The following is a 16905-nucleotide window of genomic DNA, read 5'->3' as shown; positions in this document are numbered from 1 at the left end:
GCCAATCAGAGCCGCAGGAATCTCCCATGACCCCCACCATCACCGCCTTTGAAAGCTCACCCGACCGCGGCCAGGGACTCGCCCGCGACATGCGCGTGCGCTGGGCGCTCGAAGAAGCGGGCCAGCCTTACAATGTCCGCCTGGTTTCGTTCAAGGCCATGAAGGAACCCGCGCATCGCGCGCTGCACCCGTTCGGGCAGATTCCCACCTACGAGGAAGGCGATCTCGCCCTGTTCGAGTCAGGCGCCATCGTGTTCCACATCGCGCAGCACCGTGCAGGCCTGCTGCCGGACGAAGCGAACGCCCGCGCACGCGCGATCACCTGGATGTTCGCCGCGCTCAACACGGTCGAGCCGCCCATCATCGAGTTGCAAACCGCCAAGTTCCAGGAGGGCGACAAGCCCTGGAACGCGGAACGCATGCCGCTCATCAAGGATCGCATCCGCGCCCGGCTGGACGACCTTTCCGTTCGCCTGGGCGATGCCGACTGGCTCGACGGCGCGTTCAGCGCGGGCGACCTCGTGATGGTGCACGCGCTGCTGCGGCTGAAGCCCTCCGGTATGTTGGCCGAGTACCCGAACCTCGCCGCCTACGTTGCCCGCGGCGAAGCGCGGCCTGCATACAAACGCGCCTTCGCCGCCCAGCTGGCGGTGTTCACCGGTCAGGCACAAGCCGGCTGACGAAGGGACGCGCCAAGAACCCACGCGGAACGCTCGGCCAGCCTTCCAAGATGGGTATCTGGCACCTTCTCGCGCATCGTCTCCGGCGCAGCCGCGGTCACTTTCAACCATCCGGGGGTCCGCTATGGGTCAGAAGCGGACCTCTCATCCACGGGAATGCTCTGGTGCTTGGGAGGGCGTAAGGGGACGGGGCAAGGTAACCCGGCTATTTCGGATGGTTGCCGAGACCGGGGCGAGCCGCGGTCTCGGCAGGATGAATCAGGGTGATACGCTGAAGCTGACCGGGCCGTTCAACACACTGTAGCCATCGTTATAGAGATACCAGGCGGTGTAGTTGCCCGGAGATAGCGCGGACGTGTCGAAGGCGACGTTGCCGTTGGCGGTGGGCACGTATTGCCAAATGATCGAACCCTGTGCGCCCGGCGTATTCCCCGCGCTGTAGATCCCGACCCAATTGGACGTGCTTTGCTTTGCGCCAGTGGTCGCGTAGTCGAACACGATATTGGCGCCCTGCGGCACCGTCGGCGTGGCCGTTGACAGAACCGGTGCCGACGGAGGCGGTGTGGCCGGTGCGAAGGCGTCGTTGATCGGCGTCGCGAACGTGTCGTTGGCCGTCAGCGGGGCCAGTCCCAGTGCCTGCTCGATCGTACGTCCCACATTGAAGTGGTTGTAGCTGACCGAGCTGCCGTAGCCAGGCCGCACCGCACCCGCTGAATCCACCAGTATGGTTGCGATGTGATTACCGGAGCTGTTGAGCTTGGAGGCGGATTCGTCCCAGGTCAGGATCAGCAGCGAGCGCTGGCCGGTCCAGGCAGGGGAGTTGAAAATCGGTTGCAGCGTCTGTTTCAGCCAACCGTCCTGCACCTGCAGGCTTGCCGACGAGCCGTTACCCGAGGCTTCGCCGTCGTAATAATCATCCGCTGCGAGCCAGGCGAAATTCGGTGTGGTTGCGGCCGTTTGCAGATCGCTGTCGAGCTGGCTTAGATCCACCAGATGCAACTGGCAGCGGGTCAGATTGTTGCTGATATTGGTGAAATTGATGAACGGCGCGTCGTCGGGCCCGTAGTACGAATCGTAGTTCTTGTTGGTATTGCACGGCGTGCCCATGCCCTGCTCGTAGGCCTTCCAGGTTTTGCCAACGGCTTCGAGGCGATCGCCAAGATGCGGCGAGTTGACGTGAATGTTCGGGTAGTAGATCGCGCCCTGGACGAAATTGTCGCCACCGGCGACAGCAAGGTAATTCTCGTCGCTGGGGTGGTACGTCCCGCTCGAATTCATCAGCAAGGTGCCGCGATTGGCCAGGCTGTTGATAAAGGGTGCGTCAGCGGTGTCGCCAATGACCTGGTTGTACGTGGTGTTCTCCATCATGACGATGAAGACGTGGTCGTACGCTTGCACAGTCGACGACGGGGGGATCAAGGTGGGCGTCGGCACCGGCGTGGAAAGCGTGAGCGACACATTGTCGGCGTAGCCGATGTTGTAAGAGGCGCCGGTATCCACGAAACGCAACAACACGGAGATGGCGCGCGTGCCAACGGGCACCGTATTGGTGATGGCGCGGGCAAGGAAGGCGTTGCTCAAGCCACGGTCCGTTGCCGTCACCGTGGGGACTGCTGCAGCTGAGCCGATCGGTTGGCCGTGGGCATCGAGAAAAGTTGCACTCAGTTCGGTATGCGCACTGTAAACGCCATAGCCGCCCAACCACCCGGATAGGGTATAGGTGACGGTGCCCGTATCGATGGCAGCGCCAGCTGTCGACACATCCACGCGTTGCTGCAGCGCCGAGTCGCCATAAGGGCCGTCGGCGATGAAAGCCTTGCCCTGAGCCGATGCATCCGGCGTGGAGAAGCTGGCGATGGAATAACACACCACACTTGGATTGCCGCGAAGGACCGTCCAGCCTGGCACCGTGGTAACGGCGTTCCAGTCCGTCGAGCAAGCGGCGGCTTCGCCATCGCCGCCCACAATAAGATTCGGGCTGGTGCCGTTGGTCGCCAGCGCGGCATCAAATGGGGCCATCGCCATGACCAGCAGTGCGGCGAGCGCCGCTTTAGACATCACCTTCATAGATGCATGATCTTTCAGCGCCCGCTATTGGGCGGCCCATCCTCTGCGCCGCAGATGACAATGGTGCTTGTGTGGGTGGCGCAACATCATGCGTTTGTGATGTGGGTTTCAATCGGCCTCATCGTCCGCGAGATCCCGCCTTGCTTCGGCGCACTTCGTGCTCATGAGCCCCTCCGTTACACGGCAAGCTACCGCCCAATCACAAGGTCAGCTATGGGTCGCAAGCGGACATTACGCTGTCGATGGAGCATCCCGGTCCGGAGCCCTACCGCAAGGCTCCCTCGCGCCCGATCTGCCGCTCCCCGTCGTACCGCCCTCCCTTTGTTCGAAAGCTGCGCCATCGGCCTATTGCCTTACTTTATCAATTCCAGAATAATCGAATTATGAAGCTACCCAACGCGTTGGCTGCACTCAATGCCCTTAGCCATGAGACACGGCTGACCGCGTTTCGCTGCCTGGTCAAAGCCGGCCCCGCGGGCATGTCCGTTGGTGAATTGCGGGACGAGCTTGATGTCCCTCCCGCCACGCTGACCGCACATCTCAATGTGTTGCGCACGGCTTCCATGGTGCAGGACCAGCGCGAGGGGCGGGTCATTCGGGTGACGGCCAATTTCGATCAGATGAATGCGTTGCTGAACTACCTCACCGAGAACTGTTGCGCCGGTGCGGGCGACTGCGCCCCCGCTTCAGTCCGTAAGTGCTGAGGCTTCCGAAAAGCGAGCGAACGGCTTATTACCTTCCCCAACCTGCGATGGCAACCATGAAGCGCGTTCTATTCGTCTGTGTCGAAAACTCCAATCGCAGCCAGATGGCCGAGGCGTTCGCACACATCTACGGCGGCAATGAAGTCGAAGCGTTCAGCGCAGGATCGAAGCCATCTGGCGTCATCAATCCCAAGGCCATCCGGTTCATGCGCGAACTCGACTACGACCTGACCGCGCACGCCTCCAAGTCGCTGGATGACATCACCGGCGATTTCGATGCCGTCATTACGATGGGCTGCGGCGACAACTGTCCCTGGGTGCCCGCCAAACGACGTGAGGACTGGGGCCTGCCCGATCCCAAGCACATGGACGACGAGGGCTACCGCGCCGTGCGCGACGATATCGCGTCCCGCGTGAGGCAGCTGCTGGCGGAACTGTGATGGACCTTTCGCGCAAGCTGCTCGCTGAGTTCCTGGGTACGGCCCTGCTGCTGGCAACGGTCGTGGGGTCGGGCGTGATGGGCGTCGAGCTCGCCAACGGGAATAACGCCATCGCCTTGTTGGCGAACGCAGGAGCCACCGCCGGCGTGCTTTACGTGCTTATCGCGCTGTTTGGCCCCATTTCCGGCGCGCACTTCAATCCGGCCGTCACGCTGGTGATGCACCTGCGCGGCGAGATCGGCCGCCGCGATGCCATGGCTTATGTGCTGGTGCAGACCATTGCCGCCATATCGGGTGTATTGCTGGCGCACGCGATGTTCGATCTGCCGCTCATTGAACACAGCTCCCATGTACGGACGGGAGCCGCCCAATGGATCAGCGAGGGCGTTGCAACGTTCGGGTTGTTGCTCACCATCCTCCTCGGCGTTCGACACCGGCCATCGGCCATTCCCGCACTGGTGGCCAGCTACATCTTTGCCGCGTACTGGTTCACGGCGAGTACCTCTTTTGCCAATCCGGCAGTCACGCTTGCACGCTCGCTGACCCAATCCTTCGCGGGCATCCGTCCTGACGACGTGGCCGGCTTCGTTGCAGCCCAGGTCGCGGGAGCATTGCTTGCATTCGCGACGGGAAACCTGCTGATACCGCGGGCGACTGGCGCACGGGTGGCGGACAGCGACCCCGGCAATGAGTCCATCTGAGTGAACCTGGATCGCGCGCACCACTCAAAGTGCATCGAGAACGCGCCTTGAAGCATCCCGTGGACACCATGACGATGGATTCACCGAATCCCCCAGCCAACGCATGCGACGCCGCGTGCAAACACCCGCGTGCGATTGAAATGCTCAACCGCGACTGCCACTGCGTAGCCATTTCACCGGAGGCCATGCATGCAGCGTTGGTTTCGGCGGTCGGTGCGCACGGACTACCCGGCGCCCTTGTCGACACACATCCGCACTTGTTTGCGGCGCTAGCCGCCTATGTGTCGCGAGAGCACCTCGCGGCGATCAACGACGTAGTCTCCGCCGTGCACGAGGTAACGGCGATCGCTGATTATCAAGCGGCGGCACTCGCCTGGGCACCGGAGATTGCGCAGTTCGACCCCGGCTCGCCGGGCGGGATGCTCGGGCTGGATTTCCACATCAGTCCCAGCGGCCCCCAGCTCATTGAGATAAACACCAACCCCGGCGGCGTCCTGCTCAATACGCTTGCCGGTCAGGCCGTGGACGTATGCTTACCGGATGCCATTGGCGCCCCAGTGGACGCAGGGGAAGCCGAGCGCCAGGTTCCGAGTGTCATGCGACAGGAGTGGGCGCGTCAGCGCGGCAGCCAGCCACTCGAATCGATCGCGATTGTCGACACGACGCCTGAGGGTCAGTACCTCTATCCCGAATTCCTGCTGTTTCGCGAGCTGCTCCGTCGTGCTGGCATCGACGCGACGATCTGCGACCCCGCCGATCTGGTGCGTCGACATGGCCGCCTTTACGTTGGCGGAAAAGTCGTGGACATGATCTACAACCGTCTGACTGATTTTTCGTTAGCGACACCGGCGCACGAAACGATACGGATGGCCTATTTGCGCCGCGAGGTGGTCGTAACGCCTCACCCGCGTGCGCATGCGCTATACGCCGACAAGCGAAACCTCGCCTTGCTCGGTGATCGGGAATTCCTGTGTCGTGTCGGGGCATCAGCGCACGCCACCCAGGCACTCACGGCAGCGGTGCCCCAGACCATCCTTGTGACGCCCGAGAACCGCGACCAGCTCTGGCAGCGGCGGCGCGAACTGTTCTTCAAGCCGGCCTCGGGCTTTGGCAGCAAAGCCAGTTATCGCGGCGACAAGCTGACAAGACGCGTGTGGAGCGACATCGGCGGGAGTGCATACATCGCCCAGGCACTGGTTCCCCCAAGTGAACGACATACCAGGGGTGATGGCGGGCCGTTGAAGATGGATATCCGGTGTTACGCGTACCTGGGGCGACCTTTGCTGTATGCGGCTCGGCTGTACCAGGGCCAGACGACCAATTTCAGAACGCCTGGCGGAGGCTTCGCCCCGGTTCTTACGTCCCTCCAATAAGACGTAACGCTGCAAGGGAAGCATTGCGCAAACCGGTACCGTGCGCGACCGTAATGTCCGCTATGGGTCGGAAGCGGACGTTCTGACTTTCGCCGGATAAGCTGCCTAACGGCTTATCGCGCTCGCGGGCAGATCCATTTCGAAAGATGAGTAGAACGGACTTTTCGGTGGCGAGAACAACTTGGCCTTCGCGGCCATGCCCTGGAAGCAACCAGCCATCTTCGAATCATCGCTTCGCCAGGTCTTCAATACCTTTCCTGCCGAGTCCAGCTCAACTACGACGACAAAGGAAAACGGTTTCGGCCCGTTAGCCCCCAAACAGGACGACATCGCAGCCTGGACCACCGGGGCCTGAGATCGAGCCAACGCCTGTTGTTGCTCCGCCGATAGCGAACCTTCGTCGCGATCAGCCCATGTCTTGGCGTCGGCAAATGTCACATCGGCAGCAAAGGCAGCAGGTGCTGTGATTAGCAAAAGCAGAAGGCAAATCCTGACCATATTTTCCCCATGGATTCGGCCCAGACCAGGCCTGAGTTGAGCATTGCTGTTACGTCCGCTTCGGGTCGAAAGCGGACATTAAGATCTTAGTTTCCGATCTCCACTGCCCCGATACCGACTCAGGCGGGCCCGGGATAAATGTCGAACGATAGAGCAAGGCCGATTGCGGCCAGCGTCGCGACCGTTTGAGGCGGCAGCTCAAAGCCGAAATTTCGGTCACCGTATAGACCGATGAAGAGCTCAGCACGGCCACCGCTTGCCCGCAGCGTAGAAATAAACTCCGCGCGCGGCGATAAGTCACGAGCCAGAAAGGCCAGCCGATCCTCCAAGCCCCAAATTTCGGAAGCCCCCTCTTCAGTGGGGACAAGCACCGAATACCAATAGGTCTCTTTGTACGTACCTTCCAGCGGCGTGCCTTTTGGTGTGCTTCTGGCATCGCCAGCCCGGCAGGTTCGCTTTGGAACCTTGTCGAGTCCTCGGGTGATCGCTTCTGGGTCCATTGACGGATGCCATGCTCGTAGGCTTATCGTGTATGAGTAAGGATGCATTCGCACCTTTGTTCCATTCGCATAATGAATCCGGTGACTGCTACCGACTTTGAACTGTCCGCTTTGGGTCGGAAGCGGACCTCCAATTAGGCCTACTTCCTCAGGAATATGAACCAGCCGTCATACATCTCCCCTCTCCGTTGCCGTCCGTCAGTGCTCTTTCGTCAACGTGTCTTCGCGGTCGTACAGCAGCGATTGAAGCTTACCTGTACCCGCCTCACGGACGACACCGAGTTCTTCGCCCGTCTCCGGATCGATAAACGCGTCCGGTCCGATCGCGATCAGATGATTGACCTTGCCGTTGCTCTGATTTTCCAGTGCGAGCTCGCCATCACTAGCAAAGGTCATACGGAATGAGACCTCCTCCTGCTCGTCCTTGTAGCGATAACTGCCCGTCAGTTCGGATAGCTTGTCGCGTTCGACCTTGATGCGAGTCACAGTGCGCGGGGGAAACAAACCCAGCTCATACTTGTTCGAAATCGAACGGATCAATTCGTTGCGCACCACACGGCCATTCTCGGCATTGGCCATCGCCACCAGACCGAGCTTGCGTTTCGGGAAGAAAAACCACTCGCTCTTGAAGCCGGCATTGCTACCGCCATGGCCGTAACGCGCATCCGCGCCGCTGCCCTGCAGCTCAAGACCCAGGCCGTACTCGTCGCCGCCACCGGCAACCCCGCTGGGCACAATCATCTGCCGGGCCAGGGACTGCGGCAGCAGCGCGCCCTTGGCGCCATCGATCGCGCCCTGCAGGGCCAGCGAGAACTTCGCCAGATCCGAAGGCGTGCTCCACAACCCCGCAGGACCAAGCTCCGGATAGACGTGCCAGCCACCGGGATAAGGCTTGCCTCTGAAGTCATGCGCCAGACTGACATCACCCTGCGGCCGGGCATCGAACGTGCTGTCATCCATCCGCAAGGGCTCAAGCACGCGCTTGCGCATGTACTCGGCGAATGGCAGGCCAGACTGGTCCTCGATCAGCTTCTGCAGCACCACATAACCACCTCCCGAGTACGAGTACCGCGTTCCCGGGACCGCCTCCACCTTCAGGGCCGGACTGTTGCCCTTGCCATCCAGCACACCCGCTGCATCGGGAATCTTGGCCGAGGCCTCGTAGCCGGAGAATCCATCGACATTGAGGCCAGCGACGTGGCTCAAAAGGCGCCGGATGGTCACTTTCTCGCTGTGCGTCAAAGGGCTGTCAGGGACCTTCCAGGTCTTGAGGTAAACGTTCACATCCCGATCCAGGTCGAGATGGTTGGCGTTGACCAACAGCAACACGCCGAATGCCGTCACCGGCTTGCTGATCGATGCCGCCTGGAAGCGGGTATGCACATCCACCGATCGCCCGGCGCCGGCCATGCCGTAGCCTTGCGCCCAGATCACCTGGCCATCGCGAAACAACGCAACGCTCAGGCCCGGCGTCGCCGTCTGCTTCATCCGTTCATGCAATTCGCGGGGAACTTGTGTCTGACCGGCCACGATGACACGCGGCACCAGCCCGTGTTCGATCTCTGCCACATCCTGCCGGGACAAGGTCTCCGCGGCGCAGGGCCCAGCGGCGAGTGCCAGCGCGATCAGCAACACGCCACCTGCCATACGCCACTTCGACACAGGGGTAGTGTCGCCAGCTTTGCTTTTCGATCGCCGAGGCGGCGTCTCGTGATCGTTGCTGTTTCGGACCGCCGGACCAGGAAACGTGGCGAGCTGCGCAAGCTTCATGAACTACCTCGTCGTGGAAGGCATTCGGAGCGCGGTGCAGAGATGGTTTGTTCATCCACCCTAGCCTATTTCTTAGGTCCGCTCTGGGTCGGCAGCGGACCCGCCCAGCATATAGCCATAAATGCCCCTAGCGCCCATGTTCAGAACCCGCGGGACGTTCAGCACATGCCGGAATCGATGTTCAACCTGACCGGAATCCGCACCTTCGGCTGATGCGGGAAATGTGGGCATGTCGCGGCACATTACTCGCGCGCACCGATGACCACAGTCACCTACCCCGCCCCGCAGCATCCACGTACGCGCCCTAAAGCAAACCCGACCCGTCTGGCCCGGCTTCAACCGATCGCCCGGAACGGCTAGCCATGCCGGCCGTTCCGGGTCGCCGCATCAGTCCAGCTCGTGCAGGCGTTTGTTCAGTGCCTCGCGCTTGCCGGGGTCTTTCTCGGTCGCCAGGAATGCGCTCAGCAACCGCTGCTGTGCCGTCGCAAGCGCCTTGTCCGCCGGCACGGCGATATCGGGGATCACGCCGGTACCTTCCCAGTCGGTATGGGTGATCGGGCTGATGGAGCGGCCGAACGGAATGAACACGGCAAAGTGCTCGCTCAGCGTGTGGGGCATGCCGGGATGTGCCCCGCCACCGGTGGTCTCGCCGACCAGCGTTGCCCGCTTGAGGTTCTTCAACGCATAGCTGAAGTCCTCGCCCCCGGAAAACGTCTTGCTGCTGGTCAGCAGGTAGATCTCGCGGGTACCGCCATAGCGCGGACCGTCGAGCCTGACCTGTGTCCACATTTCGTGGGTGCGGTCATCAATGCGCGAATAGATGTCGTTGAGGCGCGTCCGCTTGTCGAACAGGTAGCTGGCGAGCAAGGCCACGGCGTCGGGGTCGCCACCGTCGTTCTTGCGCAAGTCGATGATCAAGGCACGGGTGTCGCCCAGCAAGGTCATCATGGCGGCGTATCGGCTGCGCACCTGCTCGGCCGGCAAGAACGCGTGCAGGTCGACGTAGCCGATGTTGAAAGGCAGGCGCCCTACCGTCTCGATACCGAAGTTGAGGCGCCGCCCGATACTCAGCATCTCGGCTTTTTCCTCGGCCGACGGTTCGTCGCTCGTGCGTTCCGGTGGCAGCGCATCGGCGCTGTATTCGACGGCCAGATGGCGGTCCTGGCTGACGGCCTGCAGGTCTGCGGTCAACCGCTTCGCGAACTGATCCGCACTCGACACGGCATCGTAAGCGCCCTGTTGCTGCTTCGCGCGCAACGCCGCGGCATATTGCTTCGCCTTGTCGGGGAACACGTAATAGCGCTCCAGATCGGCGGCGAGCATGCCGACGACCTGCTGGCGCATGGCGCTGTCGACGACCATGTCGGGCTGCGCAGGCGGGCCCGGCAGCGATTGGGCGCTCACCACGGAAAGTGCGCCACACAAGCATGCAGCACATGCCATGTGCGACAGGAACGAGATCTTTTTCATTCGATGCCCCTTGTCTATCTACTAATTGATTAGTACTTTTGGTCAAAAAAACACGGGGACGTTCACTCGTGGCGCACCACGTCGATCGTGTTGCCGCGTTCCGGCACAACGTCCAGCTGCGAGTACCGCCACTGCCCGGCGATGCGCCGGCCCTTCGCCTGCAACGTCGCGATGCCATGCGGCCCACTGAGCGCGATCGAGCAGGTGAAGGCATCGCTTTCGAGCGAACACTGGCGGGGGACAGAACCGATCGGCGCCCCCAACATCCCGCTCACGCGTACGTCCTGTTGCACCAGCGCCATGGCCGCGGTGTACGCCTGCGTGTCCTCGATCCGCGGCGGAAGCGGCGGCGGCGGCGGTGCGGGCGGCACGGCTACCACGGGAGGCGTTGGCGGCTTAGGTGGCGACGGCGGATGCATCGCGACCTCTATCCAGCGGCGCACCTGCGCATCGATAGGCGTCGGACGACCGTCGACGGTATACAACTCGTGCGAGGGGCCGCCGAAATTCGTCCATTGCTGGTACTCGCTGCGGTGCCCATCGAGGGTGCCGACGATGCGGGTCGCATGGCCGACCATATCCCACCAATGCGGCGTGGCTGGCGTGGCGGTTTCAGCAGCGGCGGAAGGACGCTCCGTCTGCGCGGCAAACAGCGCCCCGGAACAAGCAATGGTCAACAGCGCCAACGCTACGCCTAGGCGCGGCCGGTGCGGTGGTGAATCGGGAAGCAACAAACGCTTGATGCGTTGCATGAGCACTCCTCCTTTGGCGGACAAAGCAAACATGGGCACGGGGACGCGCAACCGCTCGAGGTTGCTGAGCGCTTCGGCAAGCACGAGGGCGTCCCCGCACGCGGCCACCGCGAGATCGTCACAAGCGTTCTCGCGCTCCCGCCGGATGCGGCGGCTCAGCCACCACATGCCCGGGTGATAGAACAGCAAAGCCTCGACCACGCACTGCACGCCGTTCCAGATCCAGTCCAGGCGCCGGATGTGCGCCAGCTCGTGCGCGATCAGCGCTTCGATCTGGTCCGGCGACAGCTGCGTCAGCATCGACACGGGCAACCAGACCACCGGCCGCCACGCATAGGCGGAACACGGCAGGCCCGCATCGCGCAGCAGCCGGATGGCGACCTGGCGGCGGATGCCCAGCGCCTGCCGCAGCGCATCGGCACGCACGCGCCAATGTGCCGGCAAGGGATCGCATGCCTTCCGCTCCATCCTGCGGACCATCCACCAGCCGCCGCACAGGCGCAGCAGCATCGCCGCAACCCCCAGTATCCACACCCACGGCAACCAGGCCGACGCCAGGTCGGCCGGGGCGTAGGCGATCGACGCGACCACGGCCGGTACACGCGCCAGCGGCCCTCCCACTACCGTCGCGGCAGCAGTGATCTGAGCGCGCGAGGCAAGCAGATTCGCCAGCGTCAGCAAAGGCACCAGCACCATCGCCAACAGGAACGCCAGACCCGTCGCATGCCGCGTCGCCGCGCTCGCGCCCGACTGGAGCCGCAGGACGAAAGCCGCGAACAATGCCAGCAGCGCGATCTGCCATACCGAATGCAGCAGGGTCAGCGCGAGCGCGGTCATGATGGCGTCCGGGATGAGGTCCATGCGCGTATCAGCGATCGCGCTGCTTGCGGGCGCGCGCGATCAGCTGCGCGATGTCGTCGAGTTCCTCGCGGCTGGTGCCATCCACGTCCAGCGCGCGCTGCACCAGCTGCAACGCCGAACCGGAAAACGCCCGCTGCATGAGATCCTTCAGCAACGCCGACTGCACCTTGTCCTGCGGATGCGTGGCGGCGTAACGATGGCTGCGCTCCGACTCGTCGCGGCGCACCAGGCCCTTCTCGGCCATGATCGTCATCATCTTCAACACCGTCGTATAGGCGGTGTCCTTGGAACGCGAGAGTGCCTGATGGACCTCGCGCACGGTGCACGGCTCGCCGCGATCCCACAGCACCTGCAGGATCGCCAGTTCACCTTCGGTAGGGCGCACGTTCGTCATGGGAACCTCCTTACTAACCGGATAGTACTATTCGATTAGTAGTTGTCAACATAAGTTGGCAACGGCCCATGCGCCGGGTCGTCCCGGCCCCCATCGCTTGCTACACGCCTCGCGCGCTATGCAGCATCAGCCGCGCCCATCCCGCGTTCGCGCCTTCCGATGGGCCGCGTACGCACCCTGCCGCCCGCCCCTTTCCCGGTCTGATCGAATTGACCGCGCTCTTCCGCATTACATGAATGCCGGGAACGATTCCCCCGCAGCGCAGGCTCGCCCATGCCCAGACCCGACCACACCTACATCAACGCCCAGGCCTTGAAGTTCGTGTCCGATGCAAGGGGTTCGTGCGACCAGGTCAGCGACGAGCTATGCACGGCCGCGCTGTTCTGGAGCAACGCGCCGCGTAAGTGCTACCCGATCCATGCGCTGGTCCGGGGCGATTACGCGCAGAACCATATCGCGATGGCGGCCCTCTGGTCTGGCGACGACGATAACGACCGGCTCATTGTCAACCCGACCATCGCGCAATTCGGCGGCGACCGGCGCGTGTTCATTGGCACCGCCGACGCATGGCTGGCCGAACTCAGCCGGTTGCACAACGGTGCGCCGGCCGAACTCGACCCCGGTGGTAGCAAGTTCAACTCGGCCTGGATGCACGAACTGCCCGAAGCAAAGACGGCGGCAGTCCAACAGGAACAGCGCCGTTCCAGCCACGTCAGCCAGGACAGCCATATGGCTGACACACTCAAGAAGACCAAGCCGTGCTGCGGCTGCGTGGTGATGTGAGCGCCTCACGCCACAGGCGCCCACCGACCGTCGGCCGCACGGGGCAACGAGCCGGACCAGGGTCCGGAACGGGTCGTCAGCCGGCATGAGATCGTCGCCCGCGGATCGCGTCGCCCGCAAGAACGATCAAACGCAGTCGCCGAAGCTGCCGCTATCCTGCGCCACTCGACTCCACCACCGGGTTTCACGGATGGCCGCCGCGGAAAAAGCGCTCTGGTTCATCGAAAGCCATTACAGCGAGGACTTGTCGCTGCGCCGCATCGCCGAGGTGGCCGGGGTCTCGCCGTTCCATCTGGCGCGCTTGTTCCAGGCGATGACCGGCTGCTCGGTGGTGCGCTACCTGCGCGCACGCCGGATGACCGAAGCCGCGCACCGCCTGGCCGGTGGCGCGCCGGACATCCTGGCGGTGGCGCTGGCCAGCGGCTACGGTTCGCACGAAGCCTTTACGCGCGCCTTCGGCGACCAGTTCGGCCTGAGCCCGGCCAGCGTGCGCGAGCGCGGTTCGGTGGCCGGCCTGGCGCTGGTCGAACCCTGGCGCACCGCCGATGGCGTGCAGGTGACGCTGGACGAACCACGCCTGGCCCATGACGGCATCCGCTTCATCGCCGGGCTCGGCTGCCGCTACACCGCCGACACGAAACAAGGCATTCCCGCCCAGTGGCAACGCCTCTACCTGCATCACGCCGCCGCCCTGCCGAAACGGCATACCGCGTTCGGCGTGTGCTGCAACAGCGACGACGAAGGCAGCTTCGAATACATCGCCGGCGTGGACGTGCCGGGTTTCGGTGGCCTGGACCCTGCACTCAGCACCTTGCGCCTGCCAGCACGCGAGTACGTCGTGGCCACTCATCACGGCCATATCTCGGACATCCGCCGCACCTGGCAGACCTTCGTCGGCGACTGGCTGCCGCGCTCGGGCCTGCAGGTTGCCGATGCGCCCGAGTTCGAGAAATACGGCGCCGATTTCGACGACACCACCGGCATCGGCGATGTCGAGATCTGGCTGCCCCTGCAAACCTGACTTCTCCCGCCATCGACGAGGACCGCATGACTGCACGCACCCTTCTCATTGCCCTGGCCGCCGCGTCGCTGGGCGTCTGCACCCTGGCCCGCGCCGGCACGGTAGGCGAAACCCACCGCGTGGCGCACACGCCCAGCGCCGCACTCCGCGATGCGCAGCACCGGGACGACGTGCGTATCACCGTGTGGTATCCCGCTGCCGCCGGCGTCGCCGAGACGCCGCTGCAGATCGGGCCGCCCGGGCATCCGGTGTTCGACGCCGGCCGCGCCGCGCCCGATGCCCCCTTCGCTCCGGGCCGGCACCCGGTGATCTTGCTCTCGCACGGCTTCGGCGGCAGCGCGCGCATCATGGCCTGGTTCGGCACCGCGCTGGCGCGCGCCGGCGACGTGGTGATCGCCGTGGACCACCCCGGCACCAACGCACGCGACCCGATGACCATGACCGGCGGCCTGCTGGTGTGGGATCGCGCGGTGGATCTGCGCGTGGCCCTCGACACCGCCAGGCATGACGCCCTCATCGGTCCGCATATCGACGCGCAGCACGTGGGCATGGCGGGCTTTTCGATGGGCGGCATGGCAGCCATGGTGAGCGCCGGCGCGCGAGTCGACATCGACCACTACATCCAGTTCTGCCGATCGCATCCCACCGACGCCACCTGTACTGCACAGGCCGAGGCGCCCGACCAGACCCTGGCAGCCCGCGAACAGGCCTTGAAGGCGCCGGCGATGGCCGCGCTGGCGAAACACGCCGGCGACGACTACGCGATCCCCGGCGTGCGTGCGGTGTTTGTGATGGCGCCGGGCGGCATCCAGGCGCTGGCCCCGGCCAGCCTGCGCACGCTGGTCACCCCAGTGAGCATCCTGCTCGGCGATGCCGACACGGTGGCCCCGCCAGCCACCAACGGCAGGGTCGTGGCGGCACTGCTGCCCCACGCCACCCTGAAAGCCTTGCCCGACGTCGGCCACTACGACTTCCTCGCCGACTGCACGGCACTGGGCCAGCAGCAGGAGCCGCCTTGCCAGCCCATTCGCGTGCCGCAGCAGCGTACCCACGCCACCGCGATCGCCATCGCCGAAGCGTTCTTCGCCAGTCATCTCTGAACGGGCGCCGGGAAAAAGAGCCGGGACAAGCCGAAGCAACGGCCACGAGGAAATGCACTCCATCCTCTGCTTTCTCGCCCGATGACTTCATGCACATACCGCCTCGCCAAGCCATCGCTAGGCTGTGGCGCAGCCCCGGGAGAATCGCGATGCGCGGAACACCGTACGTAGGGATGCTCGGCCTGGTGCTCGTGTGCTCGCACGGCGCCGCACAAGCGGCAACGGCGCCGGATGCCCTGCGCAGCCAGCTGCTGCAGATCACGCAGCAACTGGTCGATGCGATCCCTCGGGGCGATCGCGCCCCCTGGCAGCGCTGGCTCGCCGACGACGCCGTGCTCGTCGACGAGTTCGGCCGCATCACCCACAAAGCCGACACCGTAGCCTCGCTGCACCCGTTTCCGGCCGGCTTCTCCGGCAGCATCGAGCTGCGCGACGCGCACGTGCGCCAATACGGCGACAGCGCGGTGATGCAGGTCGAGGAATACGAACGCGAGACGGTGTTCGGCCAGCAACTGGTGGTGCGCTACCAGAGCCTGCTCACCTTCGTACGGCAGGCCGGCGCATGGAAGGTGGCCGGCTACGCGGACGTCACCATCCCCACCGCGCCGCCGGAACTGCACGTCGCCGGACTGGCGCCCGCCGACTACACCGGCACCTACCGCTATGCGCCCGGGCGCGCCTGGGCCGTCGCCGACCAGCACGGCGTACTGAGCTACACCACGCATGCCGGCGGCACCGCAAACGTCCTGCAGCCGATCGCGAAAGACGTGTTCATGGGCAGCGACGACGAACGGAACCTCCTCATCTTCCGGCGCGACGCCCACGGCCGCGTCGATGCCCTGATCGAGCGGCGCAAGTTCAACGACCTGCAATTGACCCGGGATCCCACGCCAGCGGGTTGATCGGAACGGAGGGCGGATTTGGCGAAGCAGGCAACGGAGTGAGCCCGACTCCGCATTCGATCGACGACGGCGACAGCCAACCTCCCGGCACGGCAGCAAGACCGGCGGCCCAAGCGTGCCCCTTGGCGTCTTTCCGCCCCCGGGGCAAAGCCGCGTAAAATGGCCGCTTTACGCCCACTCAAGTGCCCCCATGGCTCTCACCGCCACCATCCACAAGGCCGAACTGTCGATCAGCGACATGGACCGGCACTACTACGCCACTCATGCACTGACCCTCGCCCGGCATCCGTCGGAAACCGAGGAGCGGCTGATGGCGCGCCTGCTCGCGTTCGCGCTGTATGCCGACGAGCGGCTGGAGTTCGGCAAAGGGCTCAGCGACACCGACGAACCCGCTCTATGGCGCAAGGCCTATACCGACGAGATCGAGCTGTGGATCGACGTCGGCCTGCCCGATGAAACACGCTTGCGCAAAGCCTGCAACCAATCGCGGCAGGTCGTGGTGCTGGCCTACGGCGGCCACGCGACCGACATCTGGTGGAACAAGATCGCCAGCACACTCACGCGCCACGACAACCTCAGCGTCCTCGCCATCGACCACGCCGACATGCAGCAACTGGCCGCCCTGTGTGAACGCAGCATGCGCCTGCAATGCCTGATCCAGGACGGCGAACTGCAGCTCATCGCGGGCGACCTGACGTTGCCGATCCGTCCGGATATCCGCAAGGGTGAGTACGCTGTCGCTTGAGGGAGTGGTAATCCCCCCGCTTTTAGCGCTCGCCAAAAGTGGAGCTAAGCGGGCAAGGCCAATTTCTGCATGGGTGTGATGCCGCCGAGAGCCATGTTCGGACGCTCGTGGTTGTATGTCCATAGCCAGTGGGTCGCCGATGCT

17 protein-coding genes are annotated in these 16905 nt (G+C 63.9%); 10 read left to right on the top strand and 7 right to left on the bottom strand.

Going from position 1 to position 16905, the window contains the following annotated elements:
- Positions 1 to 26: 26 nt before the first annotated feature.
- Positions 27 to 680: a glutathione S-transferase family protein gene (locus ISP14_RS10500; protein WP_404539252.1), complete on the top strand. Its 654-nt coding sequence runs from the start codon at positions 27 to 29 to the stop codon at positions 678 to 680.
- Between the two features lie 258 nt (positions 681 to 938).
- Here the strand turns inward: ISP14_RS10500 and ISP14_RS10495 are convergent, their stop codons facing one another.
- On the bottom strand, positions 939 to 2747 hold the full coding sequence (locus ISP14_RS10495) for an alkaline phosphatase family protein (RefSeq protein WP_404539250.1): 1809 nt from the start codon (positions 2745 to 2747) through the stop codon (positions 939 to 941).
- A 383-nt stretch (positions 2748 to 3130) separates the two neighbouring features.
- Here ISP14_RS10495 and ISP14_RS10490 point away from each other — a divergent pair, with 383 nt between their 5' ends.
- Genes ISP14_RS10490 through ISP14_RS10475 form a run of 4 tightly spaced genes read left to right on the top strand, consistent with a single transcriptional unit; the run spans position 3131 to position 5965 of the window.
- The gene (locus ISP14_RS10490; protein WP_404539247.1) at positions 3131 to 3451 is read left to right on the top strand and encodes an ArsR/SmtB family transcription factor; all 321 of its coding nucleotides are present in this window, start codon (positions 3131 to 3133) and stop codon (positions 3449 to 3451) included.
- A gap of 47 nt (positions 3452 to 3498) precedes the next feature.
- On the top strand, positions 3499 to 3891 hold the full coding sequence (locus ISP14_RS10485) for an arsenate reductase ArsC (protein WP_404539244.1): 393 nt from the start codon (positions 3499 to 3501) through the stop codon (positions 3889 to 3891).
- Entirely contained in the window at positions 3891 to 4592 is a 702-nt protein-coding gene (locus tag ISP14_RS10480) for an aquaporin (protein ID WP_404539241.1), read from the top strand. The genes ISP14_RS10485 and ISP14_RS10480 overlap by 1 nt, the downstream gene beginning before the upstream one ends.
- 47 nt (positions 4593 to 4639) lie before the next feature.
- The gene (locus ISP14_RS10475) at positions 4640 to 5965 is read left to right on the top strand and encodes a hypothetical protein (RefSeq protein ID WP_404539238.1); all 1326 of its coding nucleotides are present in this window, start codon (positions 4640 to 4642) and stop codon (positions 5963 to 5965) included.
- Between the two features lie 105 nt (positions 5966 to 6070).
- Here the strand turns inward: ISP14_RS10475 and ISP14_RS10470 are convergent, their stop codons facing one another.
- The 6 genes from ISP14_RS10470 to ISP14_RS10445 form a co-directional block, all read right to left on the bottom strand.
- Entirely contained in the window at positions 6071 to 6463 is a 393-nt protein-coding gene (locus ISP14_RS10470) for a hypothetical protein (protein ID WP_404539234.1), read from the bottom strand.
- 119 nt (positions 6464 to 6582) lie between these two features.
- A complete protein-coding gene (locus tag ISP14_RS10465; protein ID WP_404539231.1) occupies positions 6583 to 6963 on the bottom strand; it encodes a DUF4279 domain-containing protein in 381 nt (126 codons plus the stop codon).
- Between the two features lie 198 nt (positions 6964 to 7161).
- Positions 7162 to 8733, bottom strand: coding sequence for a serine hydrolase domain-containing protein (locus ISP14_RS10460; protein WP_404539229.1), 1572 nt, complete (start codon positions 8731 to 8733; stop codon positions 7162 to 7164).
- Positions 8734 to 9120: 387 nt separating this feature from the next.
- Positions 9121 to 10137 carry a S41 family peptidase gene (locus ISP14_RS10455; protein ID WP_404539226.1) on the bottom strand — a complete coding sequence of 339 codons (1017 nt, stop codon included), beginning with the start codon at positions 10135 to 10137 and terminating at the stop codon, positions 9121 to 9123.
- Between the two features lie 128 nt (positions 10138 to 10265).
- Positions 10266 to 11816, bottom strand: coding sequence for a M56 family metallopeptidase (locus ISP14_RS10450; protein ID WP_404539223.1), 1551 nt, complete (start codon positions 11814 to 11816; stop codon positions 10266 to 10268).
- Between the two features lie 7 nt (positions 11817 to 11823).
- A complete protein-coding gene (locus ISP14_RS10445; protein ID WP_404539220.1) occupies positions 11824 to 12210 on the bottom strand; it encodes a BlaI/MecI/CopY family transcriptional regulator in 387 nt (128 codons plus the stop codon).
- A gap of 273 nt (positions 12211 to 12483) precedes the next feature.
- On the opposite strand from ISP14_RS10445, the gene ISP14_RS10440 reads away from it, so the two are divergent.
- The 5 genes from ISP14_RS10440 to ISP14_RS10420 all read left to right on the top strand — a co-directional run bounded on the left by ISP14_RS10440 (position 12484) and on the right by ISP14_RS10420 (position 16761).
- Positions 12484 to 12993 carry a hypothetical protein gene (locus tag ISP14_RS10440; RefSeq protein ID WP_404539218.1) on the top strand — a complete coding sequence of 170 codons (510 nt, stop codon included), beginning with the start codon at positions 12484 to 12486 and terminating at the stop codon, positions 12991 to 12993.
- Positions 12994 to 13183: 190 nt separating this feature from the next.
- Complete coding sequence (locus tag ISP14_RS10435; RefSeq protein WP_404539215.1) at positions 13184 to 14014, top strand: AraC family transcriptional regulator; 831 nt, start codon at positions 13184 to 13186, stop codon at positions 14012 to 14014.
- Between the two features lie 26 nt (positions 14015 to 14040).
- Complete coding sequence (locus ISP14_RS10430) at positions 14041 to 15114, top strand: alpha/beta hydrolase family protein (RefSeq protein WP_404539212.1); 1074 nt, start codon at positions 14041 to 14043, stop codon at positions 15112 to 15114.
- A 149-nt stretch (positions 15115 to 15263) separates the two neighbouring features.
- Positions 15264 to 16016, top strand: a complete 753-nt coding sequence (locus ISP14_RS10425) for a nuclear transport factor 2 family protein (RefSeq protein ID WP_404539210.1) — start codon at positions 15264 to 15266, stop codon at positions 16014 to 16016.
- A 190-nt stretch (positions 16017 to 16206) separates the two neighbouring features.
- On the top strand, positions 16207 to 16761 hold the full coding sequence (locus tag ISP14_RS10420; RefSeq protein WP_404539207.1) for a YaeQ family protein: 555 nt from the start codon (positions 16207 to 16209) through the stop codon (positions 16759 to 16761).
- Positions 16762 to 16905: the final 144 nt, after the last annotated feature.

This window comes from Dyella agri (assembly GCF_044904705.1).
Taxonomy (GTDB): Bacteria; Pseudomonadota; Gammaproteobacteria; order Xanthomonadales; family Rhodanobacteraceae; genus Rhodanobacter_A; species Rhodanobacter_A agri.
The sequence above is the reverse complement of the archived record's forward strand: the minus strand, read 5'-3'. Positions and strand labels throughout refer to the sequence as shown.